This window comes from Lacrimispora sp. (genome assembly GCF_046972725.1).
Classification (GTDB): domain Bacteria; phylum Bacillota; class Clostridia; order Lachnospirales; family Lachnospiraceae; genus Lacrimispora.
In genome coordinates this window covers 110,625-126,211 of sequence record NZ_JBKVXF010000005.1, presented here as the reverse complement: position 1 = coordinate 126,211, position 15,587 = coordinate 110,625, and the positions used below count along the sequence as shown (strand labels likewise).

At 41.6% G+C, this 15,587-nt stretch carries 13 protein-coding genes; 9 read left to right on the top strand and 4 right to left on the bottom strand.

Translation table 11 applies throughout. The features are described from left to right. Window positions 1–15: 15 nt before the first annotated feature. From ACLTWA_RS16215 to ACLTWA_RS16185, 7 genes are all read left to right on the top strand, one after another. Window positions 16–1,830 (top strand): ABC-F family ATP-binding cassette domain-containing protein, encoded by a 1,815-nt coding sequence (locus ACLTWA_RS16215; protein ID WP_412328937.1) that lies wholly within the window; start codon window positions 16–18, stop codon window positions 1,828–1,830. Window positions 1,831–1,860: 30 nt separating this feature from the next. Further along, window positions 1,861–3,693, top strand: coding sequence for an alpha-amylase family glycosyl hydrolase (locus tag ACLTWA_RS16210; protein WP_412328936.1), 1,833 nt, complete (start codon window positions 1,861–1,863; stop codon window positions 3,691–3,693). 64 nt (window positions 3,694–3,757) lie between these two features. After that, window positions 3,758–4,465: a GntR family transcriptional regulator gene (locus tag ACLTWA_RS16205; protein ID WP_412328935.1), complete on the top strand. Its 708-nt coding sequence runs from the start codon at window positions 3,758–3,760 to the stop codon at window positions 4,463–4,465. Window positions 4,466–4,738: 273 nt separating this feature from the next. Further along, window positions 4,739–6,076, top strand: a complete 1,338-nt coding sequence (locus ACLTWA_RS16200; protein WP_412328934.1) for an ABC transporter substrate-binding protein — start codon at window positions 4,739–4,741, stop codon at window positions 6,074–6,076. Between the two features lie 67 nt (window positions 6,077–6,143). Next, the gene (locus ACLTWA_RS16195) at window positions 6,144–7,022 is read left to right on the top strand and encodes a carbohydrate ABC transporter permease (protein WP_412328933.1); all 879 of its coding nucleotides are present in this window, start codon (window positions 6,144–6,146) and stop codon (window positions 7,020–7,022) included. 14 nt (window positions 7,023–7,036) lie between these two features. After that, on the top strand, window positions 7,037–7,876 hold the full coding sequence (locus tag ACLTWA_RS16190; protein WP_412328932.1) for a carbohydrate ABC transporter permease: 840 nt from the start codon (window positions 7,037–7,039) through the stop codon (window positions 7,874–7,876). An 88-nt stretch (window positions 7,877–7,964) separates the two neighbouring features. Further along, window positions 7,965–8,879 (top strand): PfkB family carbohydrate kinase, encoded by a 915-nt coding sequence (locus ACLTWA_RS16185; RefSeq protein ID WP_412328931.1) that lies wholly within the window; start codon window positions 7,965–7,967, stop codon window positions 8,877–8,879. A 98-nt stretch (window positions 8,880–8,977) separates the two neighbouring features. Here the strand turns inward: ACLTWA_RS16185 and ACLTWA_RS16180 are convergent, their stop codons facing one another. Beyond that, window positions 8,978–9,946, bottom strand: a complete 969-nt coding sequence (locus tag ACLTWA_RS16180; RefSeq protein WP_412328930.1) for an SIS domain-containing protein — start codon at window positions 9,944–9,946, stop codon at window positions 8,978–8,980. 156 nt (window positions 9,947–10,102) lie between these two features. Here ACLTWA_RS16180 and ACLTWA_RS16175 point away from each other — a divergent pair, with 156 nt between their 5' ends. Continuing rightward, window positions 10,103–11,077, top strand: coding sequence for an SIS domain-containing protein (locus ACLTWA_RS16175; protein WP_412328929.1), 975 nt, complete (start codon window positions 10,103–10,105; stop codon window positions 11,075–11,077). Window positions 11,078–11,251: 174 nt separating this feature from the next. On the opposite strand, the gene ACLTWA_RS16170 is transcribed toward ACLTWA_RS16175, so the two are convergent. Next, window positions 11,252–11,674: a MarR family winged helix-turn-helix transcriptional regulator gene (locus ACLTWA_RS16170; RefSeq protein WP_412328928.1), complete on the bottom strand. Its 423-nt coding sequence runs from the start codon at window positions 11,672–11,674 to the stop codon at window positions 11,252–11,254. Continuing rightward, window positions 11,656–13,944, bottom strand: a complete 2,289-nt coding sequence (locus ACLTWA_RS16165; protein ID WP_412328927.1) for an ATP-binding cassette domain-containing protein — start codon at window positions 13,942–13,944, stop codon at window positions 11,656–11,658. The genes ACLTWA_RS16170 and ACLTWA_RS16165 overlap by 19 nt, the downstream gene beginning before the upstream one ends. 329 nt (window positions 13,945–14,273) lie before the next feature. Between ACLTWA_RS16165 and ACLTWA_RS16160 the strand changes: the two genes are divergently transcribed. After that, entirely contained in the window at window positions 14,274–14,753 is a 480-nt protein-coding gene (locus ACLTWA_RS16160) for a cupin domain-containing protein (RefSeq protein WP_412328926.1), read from the top strand. A 96-nt stretch (window positions 14,754–14,849) separates the two neighbouring features. On the opposite strand, the gene ACLTWA_RS16155 is transcribed toward ACLTWA_RS16160, so the two are convergent. After that, window positions 14,850–15,437 carry a hypothetical protein gene (locus tag ACLTWA_RS16155; RefSeq protein WP_412328925.1) on the bottom strand — a complete coding sequence of 196 codons (588 nt, stop codon included), beginning with the start codon at window positions 15,435–15,437 and terminating at the stop codon, window positions 14,850–14,852. Window positions 15,438–15,587 lie beyond the last annotated feature (150 nt).

The window sequence follows — 15,587 nt, the reverse complement described above, 5'->3', positions numbered from 1 at the left end:
AGAGAAGGATAAGGAATGAATTTACTGACGATAGAACATTTGACAAAATCATATACGGAACGGCTGCTGTTTGACGATACCAGCTTCAGCATCAATGAAGGGGAGAAGATCGGTCTCATTGGCATCAACGGAACAGGAAAATCTACGCTTTTACGAATTGTGGCAGGACTTGAGGTACCGGATAAAGGAAATGTGGTAAAGGGAAGAAATCTGGATATCCGTTTTTTATCCCAGAATCCTGTATTTCATGATGGTGATACCATTTTACAGAGCATTGTCCGGGAAAATGAAGGTCACGAACATGTATGGGATCTGGAGAGCCAGGCAAAAATCATGCTGACAAAGCTTGGCTTTACGGATTTTGACTCAAAGGTGGAGACTTTATCCGGGGGTCAGAGAAAGCGGGTGGCTTTGGTCAGCGTCCTGCTTTCTACCGTGGATCTGCTGGTTCTCGATGAGCCGACCAACCATCTGGACAGCAGCATGGCGGACTGGCTGGAGGATTATCTTCGCCGGTTCAAAGGAGCCCTTCTTATGGTTACCCATGACCGCTATTTCTTAGACAGCGTTACCAACCGGATCGTGGAACTGGATAAGGGGAAACTCTATAGTTACCAGGAAAATTACGGGGGCTATTTAAAGCTGAAGGCAGAACGTATGGATATGGCGGCTGCCACCGAACGGAAGCGCCAATCCATCTTAAGGGTTGAACTTGAATGGATGCAGCGGGGGGCCAGAGCCCGTTCCACCAAGCAGAAGGCACATATCGAGCGCTATGAGACTCTAAGAGACCAAAAGGGGCTGGAGTTCGACCAGAAAGTGGAGTTAGATTCTGTTGCCAGCCGTCTGGGCCGTACCACCGTGGAGCTTCAGGATATATGTAAAGCCTATGGAGATAAGGTTTTGATGAAAGACTTCACCTATATCTTCCTAAAAAATGACCGTATTGGCATTATCGGGCCGAACGGAAGCGGGAAGTCCACACTGATGAAGATCATCACCGGATGGCAGAAGCCGGATTCCGGAACCGTGACCATAGGCCAGACGGTGAAAATGGGGTATTTTTCTCAGGAAAGCGAGGATATGGATGGCAGCTTGAAGGTCATCGATTACATTCGCAATGTGGCAGAGTATGTAAAGACAAAGGATGGCAGTGTCAGTGCCTCCCAGATGCTGGAACGGTTCTTATTTCCGCCCAGCGTCCAGTATACTACGGTCGATAAGCTGTCAGGCGGGGAGAAACGAAGACTTTATCTTCTTCGGATCCTTATGGATGCACCGAATGTACTTCTCTTAGACGAGCCGACCAATGACCTGGATATCCAGACCTTGACCATCTTAGAGGATTATTTGGACAGCTTTCAGGGAATCGTTGTTACCGTATCCCATGACCGGTATTTCTTAGACCGTGTGGTGCGCCGGATCTTTGCCTTTGAAGGCCAGGGGAAAGTGACCCAGTACGAAGGCGGATATACGGATTATCAGGCGGCATTTCAGGAGAAATACCCGGAGGGATTATCCGGTACCAATGAATCGTTTCATAAGAAAACGGACAGCGGGGAAAAAAAGGCAAAGGAACGGCCAAAGCTGGAACGGAAGCTTAAGTTTTCCTATAAAGAGCAGAAGGAATGGGAAACCATTGAAGATGAGATCGCAGGTCTGGAAGAAGGTCTGGAAGCCTTAGATGGCCAGATCGCGGAAGCGGCCACTGATTACGGCCGGTTGAATGCTCTGATGAAAGAAAAAACGGAGAAAGAACAGCTTCTGGAAGAAAAGATGGAGCGCTGGATGTACCTGAATGAACTGGCAGAGCAGATAAAGAACCAGTAACAGCACAAAAGAGGCGGAGGAGAAAAAGGTATGGAACAGTACAGGATTACAGCCGAAAACGGAATATTTCCCATGGGACTGACCAAGGTACCGGGTGGGGTGCATGTTCGTGTGGCTGCAGAAGGAGAAGACTGCCGTGTTTTACTTTTTCAAAAGGGAGAGGAGGAACCATTTAAGGCTCTTTCGTTTCCCCTTAAGACGAGACAGGGAAATGTGTTTTCCATGACGGTATCTGGTGACTTCTCCGGCCTTTTTTACTGTTTTGAAATCGATGGGAAACGGTTTTCTGATCCTTATGGGAAAGGGTTTGCCAACCGGGAGGTGTGGGGCGATTTGACTCAGGCTCAGTCTCTTTTGCTTTCTCCTGCAGAGCTTTTGGAGTTTGACTGGGGAAAAGACCGGCGGCCTCAGATTCCTTATGAAGATACCATCATTTACCGGATGCACTGCCGTGGGTTTACGAAGCATCATTCTTCCGGTGTAAAATATAAGGGGACCTTCGGGGGGATTATGGAAAAGATTCCATATCTGAAGGAACTGGGAATCACTGCGGTGGAAGTGATGCCGGTCTATGAATTCCAGGAGGTGATCATGCCGGAACTTGTGCCTGGAAATCCCTTTGGTGTGGATAAACCCACCGGAAAAATAAATTATTGGGGATATGGTCCGGGATATTATTTTTCGCCTAAAGCCTCTTTTGCATCCGGGGAGTCTGATCCGGCCACTGAATTGAAAAGCCTTGTGAAAGCTCTTCATGAAGAAGGGCTGGAATTGATTACCGAGTTATATTTCACAGGAAAAGAACCGGCTTCCTTTGTCCTTGATGCGGTCCGTTTCTGGGTAAATGAATTTCATGTGGATGGAATCCATCTGGCAGGCTTTCTGCCTCTGGATATATTGAGAGATGATCCATATTTAAGCCAGATCAAACTGATTTCCAGTTCCTGGGGCGAGAAGCCGAACGGAGGGAAAAAGCATCTGGCAGAGTGCAACGATGGCTTTCTTGTGGACATGCGCCGGGTGTTAAAGGGAGACGAGGACCAGATGAAGAACCTGGCTTTTCGCAGCAGGAGAAATCCGGCGGATCAGGGCATCATCAATTATATGGCCAATACCAATGGTTTTACCATGATGGATATGGTTTCCTATGACACCAGGCATAATGAGGCAAATGGGGAAAACAACCAGGACGGCAATCCCTGCAATTATTCCTGGAACTGCGGAGCGGAAGGGCCAACGAGAAGAAAGACGGTTCTGGAGCTGAGAAAAAAACAGCTGCGCAATGCATTCCTTCTCCTTTTTTTGAGCCAGGGGACCCCTCTTATCCTGGCAGGAGATGAGTTTGGTAATTCTCAGTCAGGCAATAACAATGCCTATTGTCAGGACAATGAGGTGACGTGGCTGAACTGGAACTTGAGGAAGAAGAATCAGGAGCTTTTTGATTTTGTAAAGGCTCTGATCGCCTTTCGGAAAGCACATCCGGTGTTTCATATGCCAAAAGAGCCGAGACTTATGGATTACTTAACCTGCGGTCTTCCGGATATGTCCTACCACGGCGTAAGAGCCTGGTGCCCGGAATTTGAGAATTTCAGAAGGCAGCTTGGGATCTATTACTGCGGAGAATACGCAGGGAAGCCGGATGGCACAAAGGATGAAAGTTTTTATGTGGTTTATAACATGCACTGGGAGCCTCATACCTTCGATCTTCCAAACCGGAAAGAGGGGAAATCCTGGCATGTGGTGTTTCATACGGATGCCACAGCATTATGTGATATACATCAAAATGAATTAAAGGGAAGACGTTACCTGGTCCCGGCAAGAACCATTGTAGTATTCATGGAAAAACCTGATTGTCCTTTTTAAACAAACATGTTATTATAATATCATAAGATATCTGATACAAATAAATAATACGGGAAGGAGAAACATGAATAAAAATTCAATTATCCCGCTGTACCAACAACTGGCAGACGATATTAAGCAACAGATCATGGAAGGAAAGCTCAAGGAGAATGATAAGTTGATGACAGAGCTGGAATTAAGCCAGACTTATGATGTTAGCCGTATTACAGTTAGAAAAGCTATTGAGATACTGGCAGATGAAGGGTATGTCACAAAACGTCAGGGTATTGGAACTTTTGTAGCGGCAAAGAAACTGAACCGTATTATGAATAAGCTTTTAAGTTTTACGGAAATGTGTGAAAATGATGGAAAAACTGCGTCCACGGAATTGGTTTCTTTAGAATGGATGTCAGCTTCTGTTGCCATAAGCCAGTATCTTCATATAAATGAAAATGACCGTGTAATAAAAATTGTCAGAATACGTAAGAGTGATAATGCACCAGTTATGCTGGAAGAAAATTATTTTTCGTCAAAGTATTCTTATTTGATGGGAGAGGATTTAACTGGCTCCATATATTCGATCTTGCGGAGGCATGAAACCGTACCCACCCATGCTGTGAAGACCGTAGAGATATGTTATGCAACTAAGGAAGAGGCTGAAAAGCTGCATGTGAAAGTTGAGCAGGCACTTCTTCTCCACAAAGACCAGGTGATGAATGAGGAAGGCGAAGTTATACATTACTGCAAATTGATTATCAATCCTGAGCGGTATAAGTTGACAATATTGACTTAATAGATGATTTGATTCTAATAAAATAAAAAGTTAGTTTGAGTGACGAATAATTTTTGAAAGTAAAACTTTACTTTCTGAGTTTTCGTCACTTTTGCTATATTAAACGGAATATTATTTGGTTTAGTGATAAAAATTACAATTTGTGAAAAAAAACTATTGCAAATTATTATGTGTCATAATATAATGTATCTAAGTTGTAATAATACATATACATACCAATACTGCATGTAATAAAAGAAATATTTGTAACATTTAGAGAGGAGAGAGTAAATTATGAAAAAAAGTCTAAAGTTAATGTGTGCAGGATTATCCTGTCTCATGGCAATGTCTCTGACTGCCTGCAGTGGGAATACCGTTGAACCTTCAAAAGCCAATTCAGGAGAAAATACTGCAGAAGTTTCCCCAGAAGCCTCTTCAGGAGAGAAGAAGGTAATTAAATTGTTTCATAGATTTCCTGATGATCCCAGCAATTTGTTTATAGAAAAAAAGGTAGCAGAATATGAAACTTTACATCCGGACATTCATATTCAGATTACGAGTGCTCAGAATCAGCCATATAAAGAAAAGATTAAAGTTGTTGTGGGTTCTGATGAATGCCCCGACATATTCTTTAGCTGGGGAGGGGAATTTTCTGAGAGATTTATCCGTGAGAATTTGATTATGGACCTTACTCCTTATATGGATAAAGATCCTGAATGGAAGGATTCGCTTCTGACTACTCAGATGAAAGAATATACAACAGAAGATGGTATGATTTATGGAGTTCCTTTCCGTCTCGATGGTAAATTGTTTTTTTATAATAAAGATATATTTGAAAAAGAAGGTCTTAAAATTCCAAAAACATGGGATGAGTTTATTGCTGTATGTGAAAAGCTGAAAGAGGCTGGTATTACGCCCATTGCCGAGGGAAACCAGGATCAGTGGCCGGCATGTCATTATGTAGGTACTTTAAATCAAATGCTTGTTGCAGATGATGTCAGAGCAAAGGATTATGATCCTAAAACAGGTGAGTTTACTGATCCGGGATATGTAAAAGCACTTGAATATTATCAACAGCTTGTACCATATATGAATACTGGTGTAAATGGGCAGACTCATGATATGGCAAGGCTAGGATTTACTCAGGGACAAACGGCTATGCTGTATGCTGAACTTGTTGAAATTACAAATGTTAAGCAGGAAAATGCCGATTTAAACTGGGGCATGTTTAACTTTCCGGTAGTCGAAGGACCTGGTAATCCGGAACTTCTTACGGGTTCTCCGGAAGGGTTTGTTATTTCCTCTAAGACAAAGTATCCAGAAGAAAGCGTAGAATTCTTAAAATGGTTCCTTGGACCGGAAGTTGGTGCTGAACAGGCGGAAGAAGTAGGCTGGTTTAATGCTTCTAAAGGTATTGATAAAAGTCTTAAGGACCAGTCTTTAATTGATGCATACAAAGTGATTTCTTCTGCAAAAGAAATGGGGCCATGGTTTGACAGTTCCTTGTATTCGACCGTATGTGATACTTATTTGACAGTAATTTCAGATATAACCAATGGAGATGTGAAACCTGCAGATGCAATGAAGAAGGTTCAGGTAACAGCAAAAGAAGCACAATCATTGGTCCAGTAATTTGATTATAGTATCAGCTTAACAGGGAGCGTAAAACGCTCCCTGTATTAAATAGGAGGGGATTCAGATGAAAAAGAAATTTAAGTTTACCCCATATTTATATATATTGCCGGGACTTCTTTTGGTGGTGGGGTTTGTATATATTCCAATTATAGTTAACTGTGTGTATAGCTTTTTTCGATTATCTTCCTACTCGTCAAGTATGAAGTTTGTGGGATTTGAAAACTTTAGACGGTTGTTTACCAATGAGGTATTTCCAATTATGATTCGTAACAACATATACTATTGTGTTATTTCTCTTATTGTTCAGGTAGGATTTGGAACCATTCTTGCCTTGCTGCTGGAAAGTAAGCTAACTGGAAAAGGTAGAAACATATATAGAAATATTTACTTTATACCATCCTTGATTTCTTTAACAGCAGTAGGGCTGATGTTTAATTTTATTTATTCTCCACAAGTAGGTCTTTTCAATACTCTTTTAAATAATGCAGGTCTTCAACAATTTCAGCAGACGTGGCTGGGAGATAAAACGCTTGCCATTTTCTGTATCATAGCCATGAGTCAGTGGCAATTTACCGGTTATATTACGCTGTTAATGGTGGTTGCCTTTCAAAATGTATCAGACGATTTTCTGGAAGCAGCAGTTATTGACGGTGCAGGTCCTATAAGAAGAGCTCTCAGTATATCAATTCCCCTCGCAAAAGAACAATTACTGGTATGTTCAATTATTACAATTATCGGTGCATTTAAATTGTTTACTGAGGTATATTCGACTACCGGCGGAGGTCCGGGTAATAACTCACAGGTCCTTGGTTTGTTTCTTTATCAAAATGCATTTCTGCATGACGATATGGGCATGGCCGCTGCAACCGGTGTATTAATTTTCTCAATTACTGTGTTAGCATCTATAATACAGTTGAAGGTCACAAAATCTGGTAAGGATTAAAGGAGGAGTGTGGAATGAAATGTTCTGAGAATCCAAAGGTGTTTGCATTAAAGATATTGTTACATACCTTTCTTATTTTTCTGGTGTGCATTATCATTTTTCCCGTTATATGGTTTGTGCTCAATTCGTTAAAAACAAATCAGGAGATGTTTCTAAATTCTATGGCTCTTCCAAAGAAATGGATGTTTGTGAACTATGTGACGGCATGGAATAAAGGCCTTTTCAGTTATTTTAAAAATTCAATCCTGGTAAGTGCAGTTTCCCTGTTTTTTATCCTTTTGTGCAGCTCATTTTTGGCCTATGGTCTAACGAGGTTCAAGCTTCCTGGAAGTGACTTTATCTTTATACTGGTGCTGGGAGGGATGGCATTGTCCGAACAGGTTGCTTTAGTTCCTCTCTATAAGATTTTGCAGACAGTGAAACTTTATAATACTCAATGGGCAATTATCCTGCCGTACATAGCTTTTCGCATCCCATTTACTATGTTTTTGCTTCGAGCCTATTTCATTTCTATACCAAAAGAATTGGAAGAAGCCGCCATTGTAGACGGCTGTAACAGTCTGCAACGGTTTTTCAAGATTATTATTCCGGTTAGTAAGCCTGTTTTGGCTTCCTGTGCAATTGTAAACTTAAATTTCGTATGGAACGAATTTCTATTTGCCAATGTATTTCTGGAAAACAAGTCCATTATGACGATTCCCTTGGGACTTATGGCGTTTCAGGGGGATTTAAAATCTGATTATGTAGTAATGCTTGCAGGTATTTTAATTGCATCGGCTCCTATGGTGTTTTTGTTCCTGTGTATGCAGAAACAGTTTGTGCGGGGGCTTACACAAGGTGCGGTAAAGGGCTGAAACTATGGCAGACTTAAATGTGCAGTCTATTTATATGTAAATGCAATGCCGTGACAAATTTAGCAAACAAAAAAAGGGAGATGAAATAATGATTAAAGTGTTAGGTTTAGGAGACAACGTGGTAGATAAATACATGCATACCATGACCATGTATCCGGGAGGAAATGCGTTAAACTTTGCTGTGTATGCAAAATTGTTTGGATATGAATCTGCATACTTAGGTAATTTTGGTGATGATAATGAGGCTATATATGTATATGAAACTATTTCATCGCTTGGGATTGATGTTTCCAGATGCCGTTTTTGGAAGGGGGAGAATGGTGCTGCAAGGGTAAAGCTTGTGGATGGAGACAGAGTATTTATAGGAAGTAACAAAGGAGGTATTTCCAATCAGCATCCCTTGGAACTTACCAATATTGATAAAAAATATCTGGTGGATTATGATATTGTTCATACCAGTATATTCAGTCATATTGAGGCTCAGCTTCCTGTGATACGGAAAACAGTACCGTTCCTTTCAATGGATTTTTCTAATTATGCATCTTCTGATTATCTAAAAAAGGTCTGCCCTTATATTGATTGCGCCAGTTTGTCATGCGGAGAAGATATGCCTCAGGAGGAAATAAGAAGTCAGATAGAGTTGATTGTATCCTTTGGTTGCAGGCATATTGTCATAGCGACAAGAGGGGGCAAGGGAGCACTTGTTTTTGTAGATGGGAAAATGTACCGGCAATCACCATGCATGGTAAAAGCAAAAGACACTATGGGAGCAGGAGATTCCTTTATTACCTGCTTTTTAATTAATTATATAGATGGTATGAAATACGCCGTTGATTTTCCTGAAAGATCCGGAAGATTTGGTATTACTACTGCGCAGGACTACAAGGATCTGATTGTGAAGACGAGTCTTTATAAGGCGGCTGTTTATGCTTCCCATAACTGTCAGCTTGACGGCTCCTTTGGTTTTGGTAAGAAATTTCAGGAACCTGAAAATATTTCATAGGCAAACTTTTATTGTAAAAAAAGCCCCTGTAAGACAGTGGCCGTAAAGGTGGGGAAAAAGTACTCCTTTAGCAGATTGTCTTACAGAGGCTTTTTAGCTTAATAATCAAGTTTCCACATGTATCTTCTTTTGGTAAGAGGATGCTTACGTACCTCGGCCAGCTGCTCCGCATAAATTCTTAATATGCCTGAGATGAGCAGTGGATTGAAGTATTCGGCTACAGATTTGTCAATGAGAGAACTGAGAGCGAAATCTTTTGCATCAACAACTGTAACTTTTGCGTCAAAACGCTGCAGGAAGGTGAGAGCTCTGGAATCCATAGCGCGTGTTGGACCGTCGTTCATCAGCAGGAGATAAGGAACATCTTTATCTACTATTTCAAAAGGTCCATGAAAGAATTCGCCATCGTGAAATGCGCTTGCATTGATCCACTGCATCTCCATTATGAGGAAACTTGCAAAGGAGTAGGAAACCATCTGGGTGGCCCCTGAACTCATGACATATAAAATCGGTATGTCCTTGTAATTGTTGGCAAATAATTTTGCGGCTGCCAGGCTTGAGGAGGCCGCAGTCTCTATTAGATTGTAGATTTTTGAAAAACCATCCTGCATTTCATTATAATGCTTATATCCTTCATAAGTATTGAGAATCTCTGCAGCAAGACTAAGGACATTTGCCATCTTTTCCATTTTTGCAGCGTAATTCTTTTCAAAACCGTGAATGATTTGGTAATGAGAAGCTACTGCAAGGGGGGAGCCTTCGACATGTGTAACTGAGATGACTGTGGCACCCAACTCCATTGCCTTTTTGGAAGCCGCTACCGTTTCCGGTGTAGTTCCGCTTAAAGAACAGGTTATCACTATCGCTGATTCATCTACCGCTATAGGGGGAGAATAATTAAATTCATTTGCTGTGAAAATACCGGTCCGTAGTTTTCGGGAGTTTGCCTCAAGAAAATACTTGCCAGGAAATAACTCGGACATGGATGCACCGCAACCAACAAAGAAAACAGAAGTGATGCTTTCATGCTCCTTATTTATTGCAGAAACAATTTCTGTGACTGTCATTGTATATTACCTCCAAAAAGTGTTTGTTCAATTAATAAATACATTATATAACATTATATAATGATAGTCAACAATAAATAAATATTTTACGTAATACTTGATTATTATTTATATAATGTTATAATACGTTATATAAATAATAATGGAGGTTAAAATATGACTGTAAAAGAAATTATTTCTGAAATAATTAAAAAGAAAAAGGGTGATGGTGGAATTAAAGAAGTATATTTTGTGGGCTGCGGAGGTTCCCTGGGTGCTTTTTATCCAGCAAAGGTTTTTCTGGAGACAGAGTCGGTTTCCATACGTACTGGCTGGTATAACAGTAATGAGTTCATACATAATACCCCGAAGGTCTTTGGTAAAAACACAGTAGTTATTACAGCTTCGCACAGAGGAAATACTCCGGAGACCGTAAAAGCGGCGGAGCTGGCACACAAAGCAGGTATATCGGTCGTTGCTCTTACCTGGTCACAGGATTCTCCAATCACAAAAGTTTCCGATTATGTGGTTTCATACTCCTTTGGTGATGATAAAGATATTGCACAAGAAAAAACAATTGTAGGCCTGATGGCTGCAGTTGAGATATTAAATCAAAGTGAAGGATATGATAATTACGATGATTTTCTTGATGGTGTAAAAAAAATTGACGGAATCGTTAAGCAAGCCCGTAAGCATGTGGAAAAAAGAGCAGAAGCTTTTGCAGAGGAATATAAAAATGATAAGGTAATTTATACCATGGGCAGCGGCGCGGGTTATGGTGCTGCCTATATGGAAAGTATCTGTATATTTATGGAGATGCAGTGGATCAATTCATCCAGTATTCATACGGGGGAATATTTCCATGGCCCTTTTGAAATTACAGATTCCCAGTCCCCCTTTATGATTCAAATAAGTGAGGGCCCCACAAGAGAACTGGATGTAAGGGCTTTGGAATTCTTAAAAAAATATGGAAAGAGGTTCGAAGTACTGGATGCAAAAGATTTAGGACTTTCCACGATTCCTGCATCTGTAATTTCTTATTTTAACCACTCTTTATTTAATAACGTATACGATGTCTATAATCATGCATTGGCTGATTCCAGACAACATCCTCTTTCTACAAGAAGATATATGTGGAAAGTAGAATACTAATTATTTTTTGTTAACAAAAAGGTGGTATATTTATTAATTTGAATCAAGGTCTGGAATATTTAACCGAAAAGATACATTCATACACTGTATAGTAAAGGTTCTGCCATAACCGGGTGTTTTATAATCAAAGTTATGGCAGTTTTCAGTTATATCTGAGTTGCTTTTTAATAAAAATTATTGCTTTTTTTCATACAGATCCGTAATCTTCCGGCACATGTTTGAAAACGTTTCCACTTCCGCTGGCGTCAGCGCTTTTTCAATCAGATCCATAATCTCATTCCCCAGATTTTCTACCCGTCTTAAAAAGGCATTACCTTCGTCGGTAAGAACAATGTTATAGGAACGGCGGTCATCCGTCTGTCTTTCCTGCCGGATGTAGTTTTTTTCCAGCAAACGTTTGGTCAGCTTGGAAATGCCCGACTGGGAGATGCCTTTCCTTTCCGCCAGTTCCCTGGCAGTCTTCGGTCCCTGCTTCAAAAGGGTGTCCAGTATATAATACTGAGCGGTTGAAACACCTTCCACGTTGAAACGATTGGTATTGGAAACAATCATACATTGAAAAGGAACATAGTTTTCTTCTAGTTTTTTTGATGGCATTTTGCATCCTCCTGTCCATTCCTGATATAGTTTTTTAAATAAGTTCCTGTCAGAGATCCTTTGCAATGGATCAAATCATTAGGCAGTCCGGAAAACAGAATCTCCCCGCCATTTTCCCCCGCATAGGGGCCAAGATCAATGATCCAGTCTGCCTGACACATGATCTCCAGATTGTGTTCAATAACGATCAAGGTTGAATTCTGCTCCACTAGACGGTTCATCATATGAATCAGCTGGCGGATATCGGCCATATGAAGGCCCGTCGAGGGTTCATCAAGTACGTAAATCCGGCCTTGGTTCTTCAGCTCAGAGGCCAGCTTAATCCGCTGGAGTTCTCCGCCGGACAGCGTGTTTAAGGGCTGACCAAGTGTGATATAGGTAATTCCCACGTCCGCGATCCGTTTCAGCACAGTCACAATCTCTTTTTCCTGGAAAAATTCCAGGGCTTCTGATACCGTCATTTTGAGAACATCTCCAATGCTTTTTCCCCGTAGCTGCAGTGCTAATACTTCTTCGGTATAACGGTTTCCCCGGCATTCATCGCATACGGTCACTATGGTATCCATGAAAGCCAGATCCGTATAGGTAACGCCCAGCCCCTTGCAGACCGGGCAGGCACCTTTGGAATTAAAGCTGAACAGCGACGGATTCACCCCATTGCTCTTTGCGAACAGCTTTCTGATTGTATCAAAAATCCCTGTAAAGGTGGCAAGGTTGGAACGCCTGGAAGCCGATATGGCTTTCTGGTCAATAAATACCGTTTCCGGATAAAATTCAGGCAGAACCTGATTGATCAGAGTGCTTTTACCGGAACCGGCAACTCCGGTTATAACGGTCATAACTCCTTTTGGTATGGTTACAGAGACATTCTTTAGATTATGAAGTGTGGCATTGGAAAGAGATAACCAGCCCTTAATCGTGCGGGGTTCTGCTTTCAGCAAGGGGCGGTGTGACAGACAGGTTCCTGTCAGAGTACCGGAAGCTTTCAGGCCCTCATAATCGCCCTGATAGACAATTTCTCCGCCATGAATTCCGGCCCCTGGTCCCATATCGATCACATGGTCTGCGATTTGGATCATATCCGGATCGTGCTCCACAATCAATACGGTATTGCCCTTATCGCGCAAAAGCCTCATAAGTCCGTTGATCTTATGAATATCGTGAGGGTGAAGCCCTATGCTTGGTTCATCAAAAATATAAGTCAGGTCTGTGAGGCTGCTTCCCAGCTGGCAGACCATTTTTATCCGCTGGGATTCGCCTCCGGAAAGGGTGGAGGTTTCTCTGCTCAAGCTTAAATAATCCAGTCCAATGGATGCCATATGCTGCAGCCTGCCGGTCAGCTCAGAAACAATGGGAGCCGCCGCAGGAGCTGTGATGGACCGTAAAAAATCTAACAGCTGGCTTACCTGCATATCCGCACATTGGGAAATGTTTTTTCCGTTAATCCTGCAGGAGAGCACCTTTTCATTGAGACGTGCGCCGTGGCAGTGAGGACAGGTCTGTTTGGATACAAAGCCTTCGATCTCCTTGCTGTATGTGACCTTTTCTCCATCCTCCTTTTTTAGAAAGCTCCGTTCAATCCGTGGAATCAGTCCCTCGTACCGTGCGGTCTTATGCCATTGGGGATCTGGATTCTTTACCTTGATATTGTCGGCATAAAGCAGCAATTCCATCTCTTCGGAAGTAAAATCCCTGATTTTTTTAGTGTTATCAAAAAGTCCGGAGTAAATATATCGGGCGTGTCTCCAGCCGCCCGGCTCAAAGGTGGGGAAACGTATGGCCCCTCCGTTTAAGGATTTATCTTTATCCAGCAGGCGTTCAAGGTCGACGGCTTCTATGGTTCCAAGGCCTTGGCAGCCGTCGCACATTCCCCCGGGGGTATTAAATGAAAAAGCATCGGAATATCCTGCAAACGGTTTGCCGATACGGGAAAACAAAAGGCGGAGCAGAGAATAGGTGTCGGTTATGGTTCCTACGGTTGAACGGGCATTGCCTCCTAACCGTCTCTGGTTAATAATAAAAGCCACAGAAAGACCTTCCATGGAATCCACGTCTGGCTTTCCATAATGGGGCAGGCGATGGCGGATAAAGCTGGTATAGCTCTCGTTTAACTGTCTCTGTGATTCTGCTGCAATGGTATCAAAAACCAAAGATGATTTTCCTGAACCGGATACCCCTGTGAAAACCGTAATCTTCTTTTTGGGTATCTGGATATCGATATTTTTCAGGTTACGTTCCCTGGCTCCGGTGACATGGATATAATTATGCATAGGATGCTGCCTTTCCTGATTATATATGAAATGGTTAATATATGAGTGGGTTAAGTATATTTTAGCATAGTATGCCCAGCCTTTCAATATTAAAATGCTTTTAAAATGTAACAGAGATACGATTAGGCATTTTTATCAAAGTCAGCACAGCATGCAGATTCTTAAATAAACATGATTGCCAGCAGCCAGATTTTTGGGTAGAATAGCAATAAGAATAACGATCATCATCTATCTGATAAGGAACTTGTGGATTTACAACCGGCTTGTGATATTGCTGTAAATGTTATAACCTGGGAACTATTCATTATGGAACGTGCAGGAGGAGTGATATGGATATTAAAAACATGAATAAGTTGTCTGACCAATTCATCTGGAGTGATGCGGTGGGTCTGGTGACAAAGTCATTAGGGGAAGCTTCCGGAAGTGAGAAGTTTTATGTAAACATTGATTATGTTCCGCCGGGAGCATACAGTACACAGTATCACAGCCATTCCCAGCAGGAGGAATTTTTTCTTATACTTTCAGGAACGGGAACGCTGCGGTTAAATGAAGAAAAGCAGCAGGTCGGTCCGGGTGACTTTATTTCAAAGCCGGCAGGGAAAAACAATGCACATACCTTTTATAATTCTGGAGAAGAGGAACTGGTTATTTTGGACATTGGGACGAATGAGAGTGAGGATACCTGTTATTATCCGGATAAAGATATGTACATGCAAAAGTCCAATGGAGCAAGGCGGATTTTCAGCGGTACGGATTTAAACCGCTCATGGTACCCGGATCCAAATCCGGAGAATACACAGAGGAATTAGCATCCCATTTCCATAGAAACCCATCAAAAAAACTACTGTCTAAAATTTTGGCAGTAGTTTTTTTGATGGGTCTGGTTTCGTGGGGGTAATAAGAAATCATAAAACAATCAGCCATATAATGATTGCAGATACAGTTCCCGCAATACAGCATATAAAATCATTCATCGTGTCCACCAGCCCGGCCGGCTGAATCGCTTTTTCTGAGACATGATTATTGGTTGCATGTATTTTTTGCCATCGCTGCGCGTCTCCATGGGTCAGGCAATCGCTTATATATTCAAGCACTTCCCAAATCACATGAAGCGTGATTGAAAATGTGGCACCAAAAAAGGTTACTCCCCAGTTGGAGATTCCGGAGTTTAAGCTGGCAATTGCAATTCCAAAGCCCACAAACCCGGCCCCCGAAAGAAAATGAACGATCCGGTCCCACCATTTGTATTTATCATAAAATTTAAGCGCGCTTCCAAGGTACATAGCCATAAAGAGAATGGCAAAATATATGAGGACGCTGACCGTATCTATATTAATGTGGAATAAAGCATTTGATACCGCGGGTAAAAATGAAAACACAAAGATCAGCGCAATGGACTTCACTACCTTATATTCACGTTTAAATACATAATAAAAAGCCAGCAAAATTAATACACATTGAAAAATAATTTCATAATAAGCCAGAAAATTCATAGGATCACCTCATGCAGCTAGTATGTGTGATACTTGCAAAAATATGTATGATTATACGTGCTGTCATAAATGTGAAAATAAGAAATGTAAAGGAATGTAAATGTTTTTAATAGACAACTGATTTCATTTAAGTTGGCAATACCAGCCATA

What these genes read in the sequence shown, in the direction of transcription:
- ACLTWA_RS16215 (WP_412328937.1), top strand. Translation starts at nt 16, where the DNA reads ATGAATTTACTGACGATAGAACATTTGACAAAATCATATACGGAACGG.
- ACLTWA_RS16205 (WP_412328935.1), top strand. Translation starts at nt 3,758, where the DNA reads ATGAATAAAAATTCAATTATCCCGCTGTACCAACAACTGGCAGACGAT.
- ACLTWA_RS16210 (WP_412328936.1), top strand. Translation starts at nt 1,861, where the DNA reads ATGGAACAGTACAGGATTACAGCCGAAAACGGAATATTTCCCATGGGA.
- ACLTWA_RS16155 (WP_412328925.1), bottom strand. Translation starts at nt 15,437, where the DNA reads ATGAATTTTCTGGCTTATTATGAAATTATTTTTCAATGTGTATTAATT.
- ACLTWA_RS16200 (WP_412328934.1), top strand. Translation starts at nt 4,739, where the DNA reads ATGAAAAAAAGTCTAAAGTTAATGTGTGCAGGATTATCCTGTCTCATG.
- ACLTWA_RS16160 (WP_412328926.1), top strand. Translation starts at nt 14,274, where the DNA reads ATGGATATTAAAAACATGAATAAGTTGTCTGACCAATTCATCTGGAGT.
- ACLTWA_RS16195 (WP_412328933.1), top strand. Translation starts at nt 6,144, where the DNA reads ATGAAAAAGAAATTTAAGTTTACCCCATATTTATATATATTGCCGGGA.
- ACLTWA_RS16180 (WP_412328930.1), bottom strand. Translation starts at nt 9,946, where the DNA reads ATGACAGTCACAGAAATTGTTTCTGCAATAAATAAGGAGCATGAAAGC.
- ACLTWA_RS16175 (WP_412328929.1), top strand. Translation starts at nt 10,103, where the DNA reads ATGACTGTAAAAGAAATTATTTCTGAAATAATTAAAAAGAAAAAGGGT.
- ACLTWA_RS16185 (WP_412328931.1), top strand. Translation starts at nt 7,965, where the DNA reads ATGATTAAAGTGTTAGGTTTAGGAGACAACGTGGTAGATAAATACATG.
- ACLTWA_RS16165 (WP_412328927.1), bottom strand. Translation starts at nt 13,944, where the DNA reads ATGCATAATTATATCCATGTCACCGGAGCCAGGGAACGTAACCTGAAA.
- ACLTWA_RS16190 (WP_412328932.1), top strand. Translation starts at nt 7,037, where the DNA reads ATGAAATGTTCTGAGAATCCAAAGGTGTTTGCATTAAAGATATTGTTA.
- ACLTWA_RS16170 (WP_412328928.1), bottom strand. Translation starts at nt 11,674, where the DNA reads ATGCCATCAAAAAAACTAGAAGAAAACTATGTTCCTTTTCAATGTATG.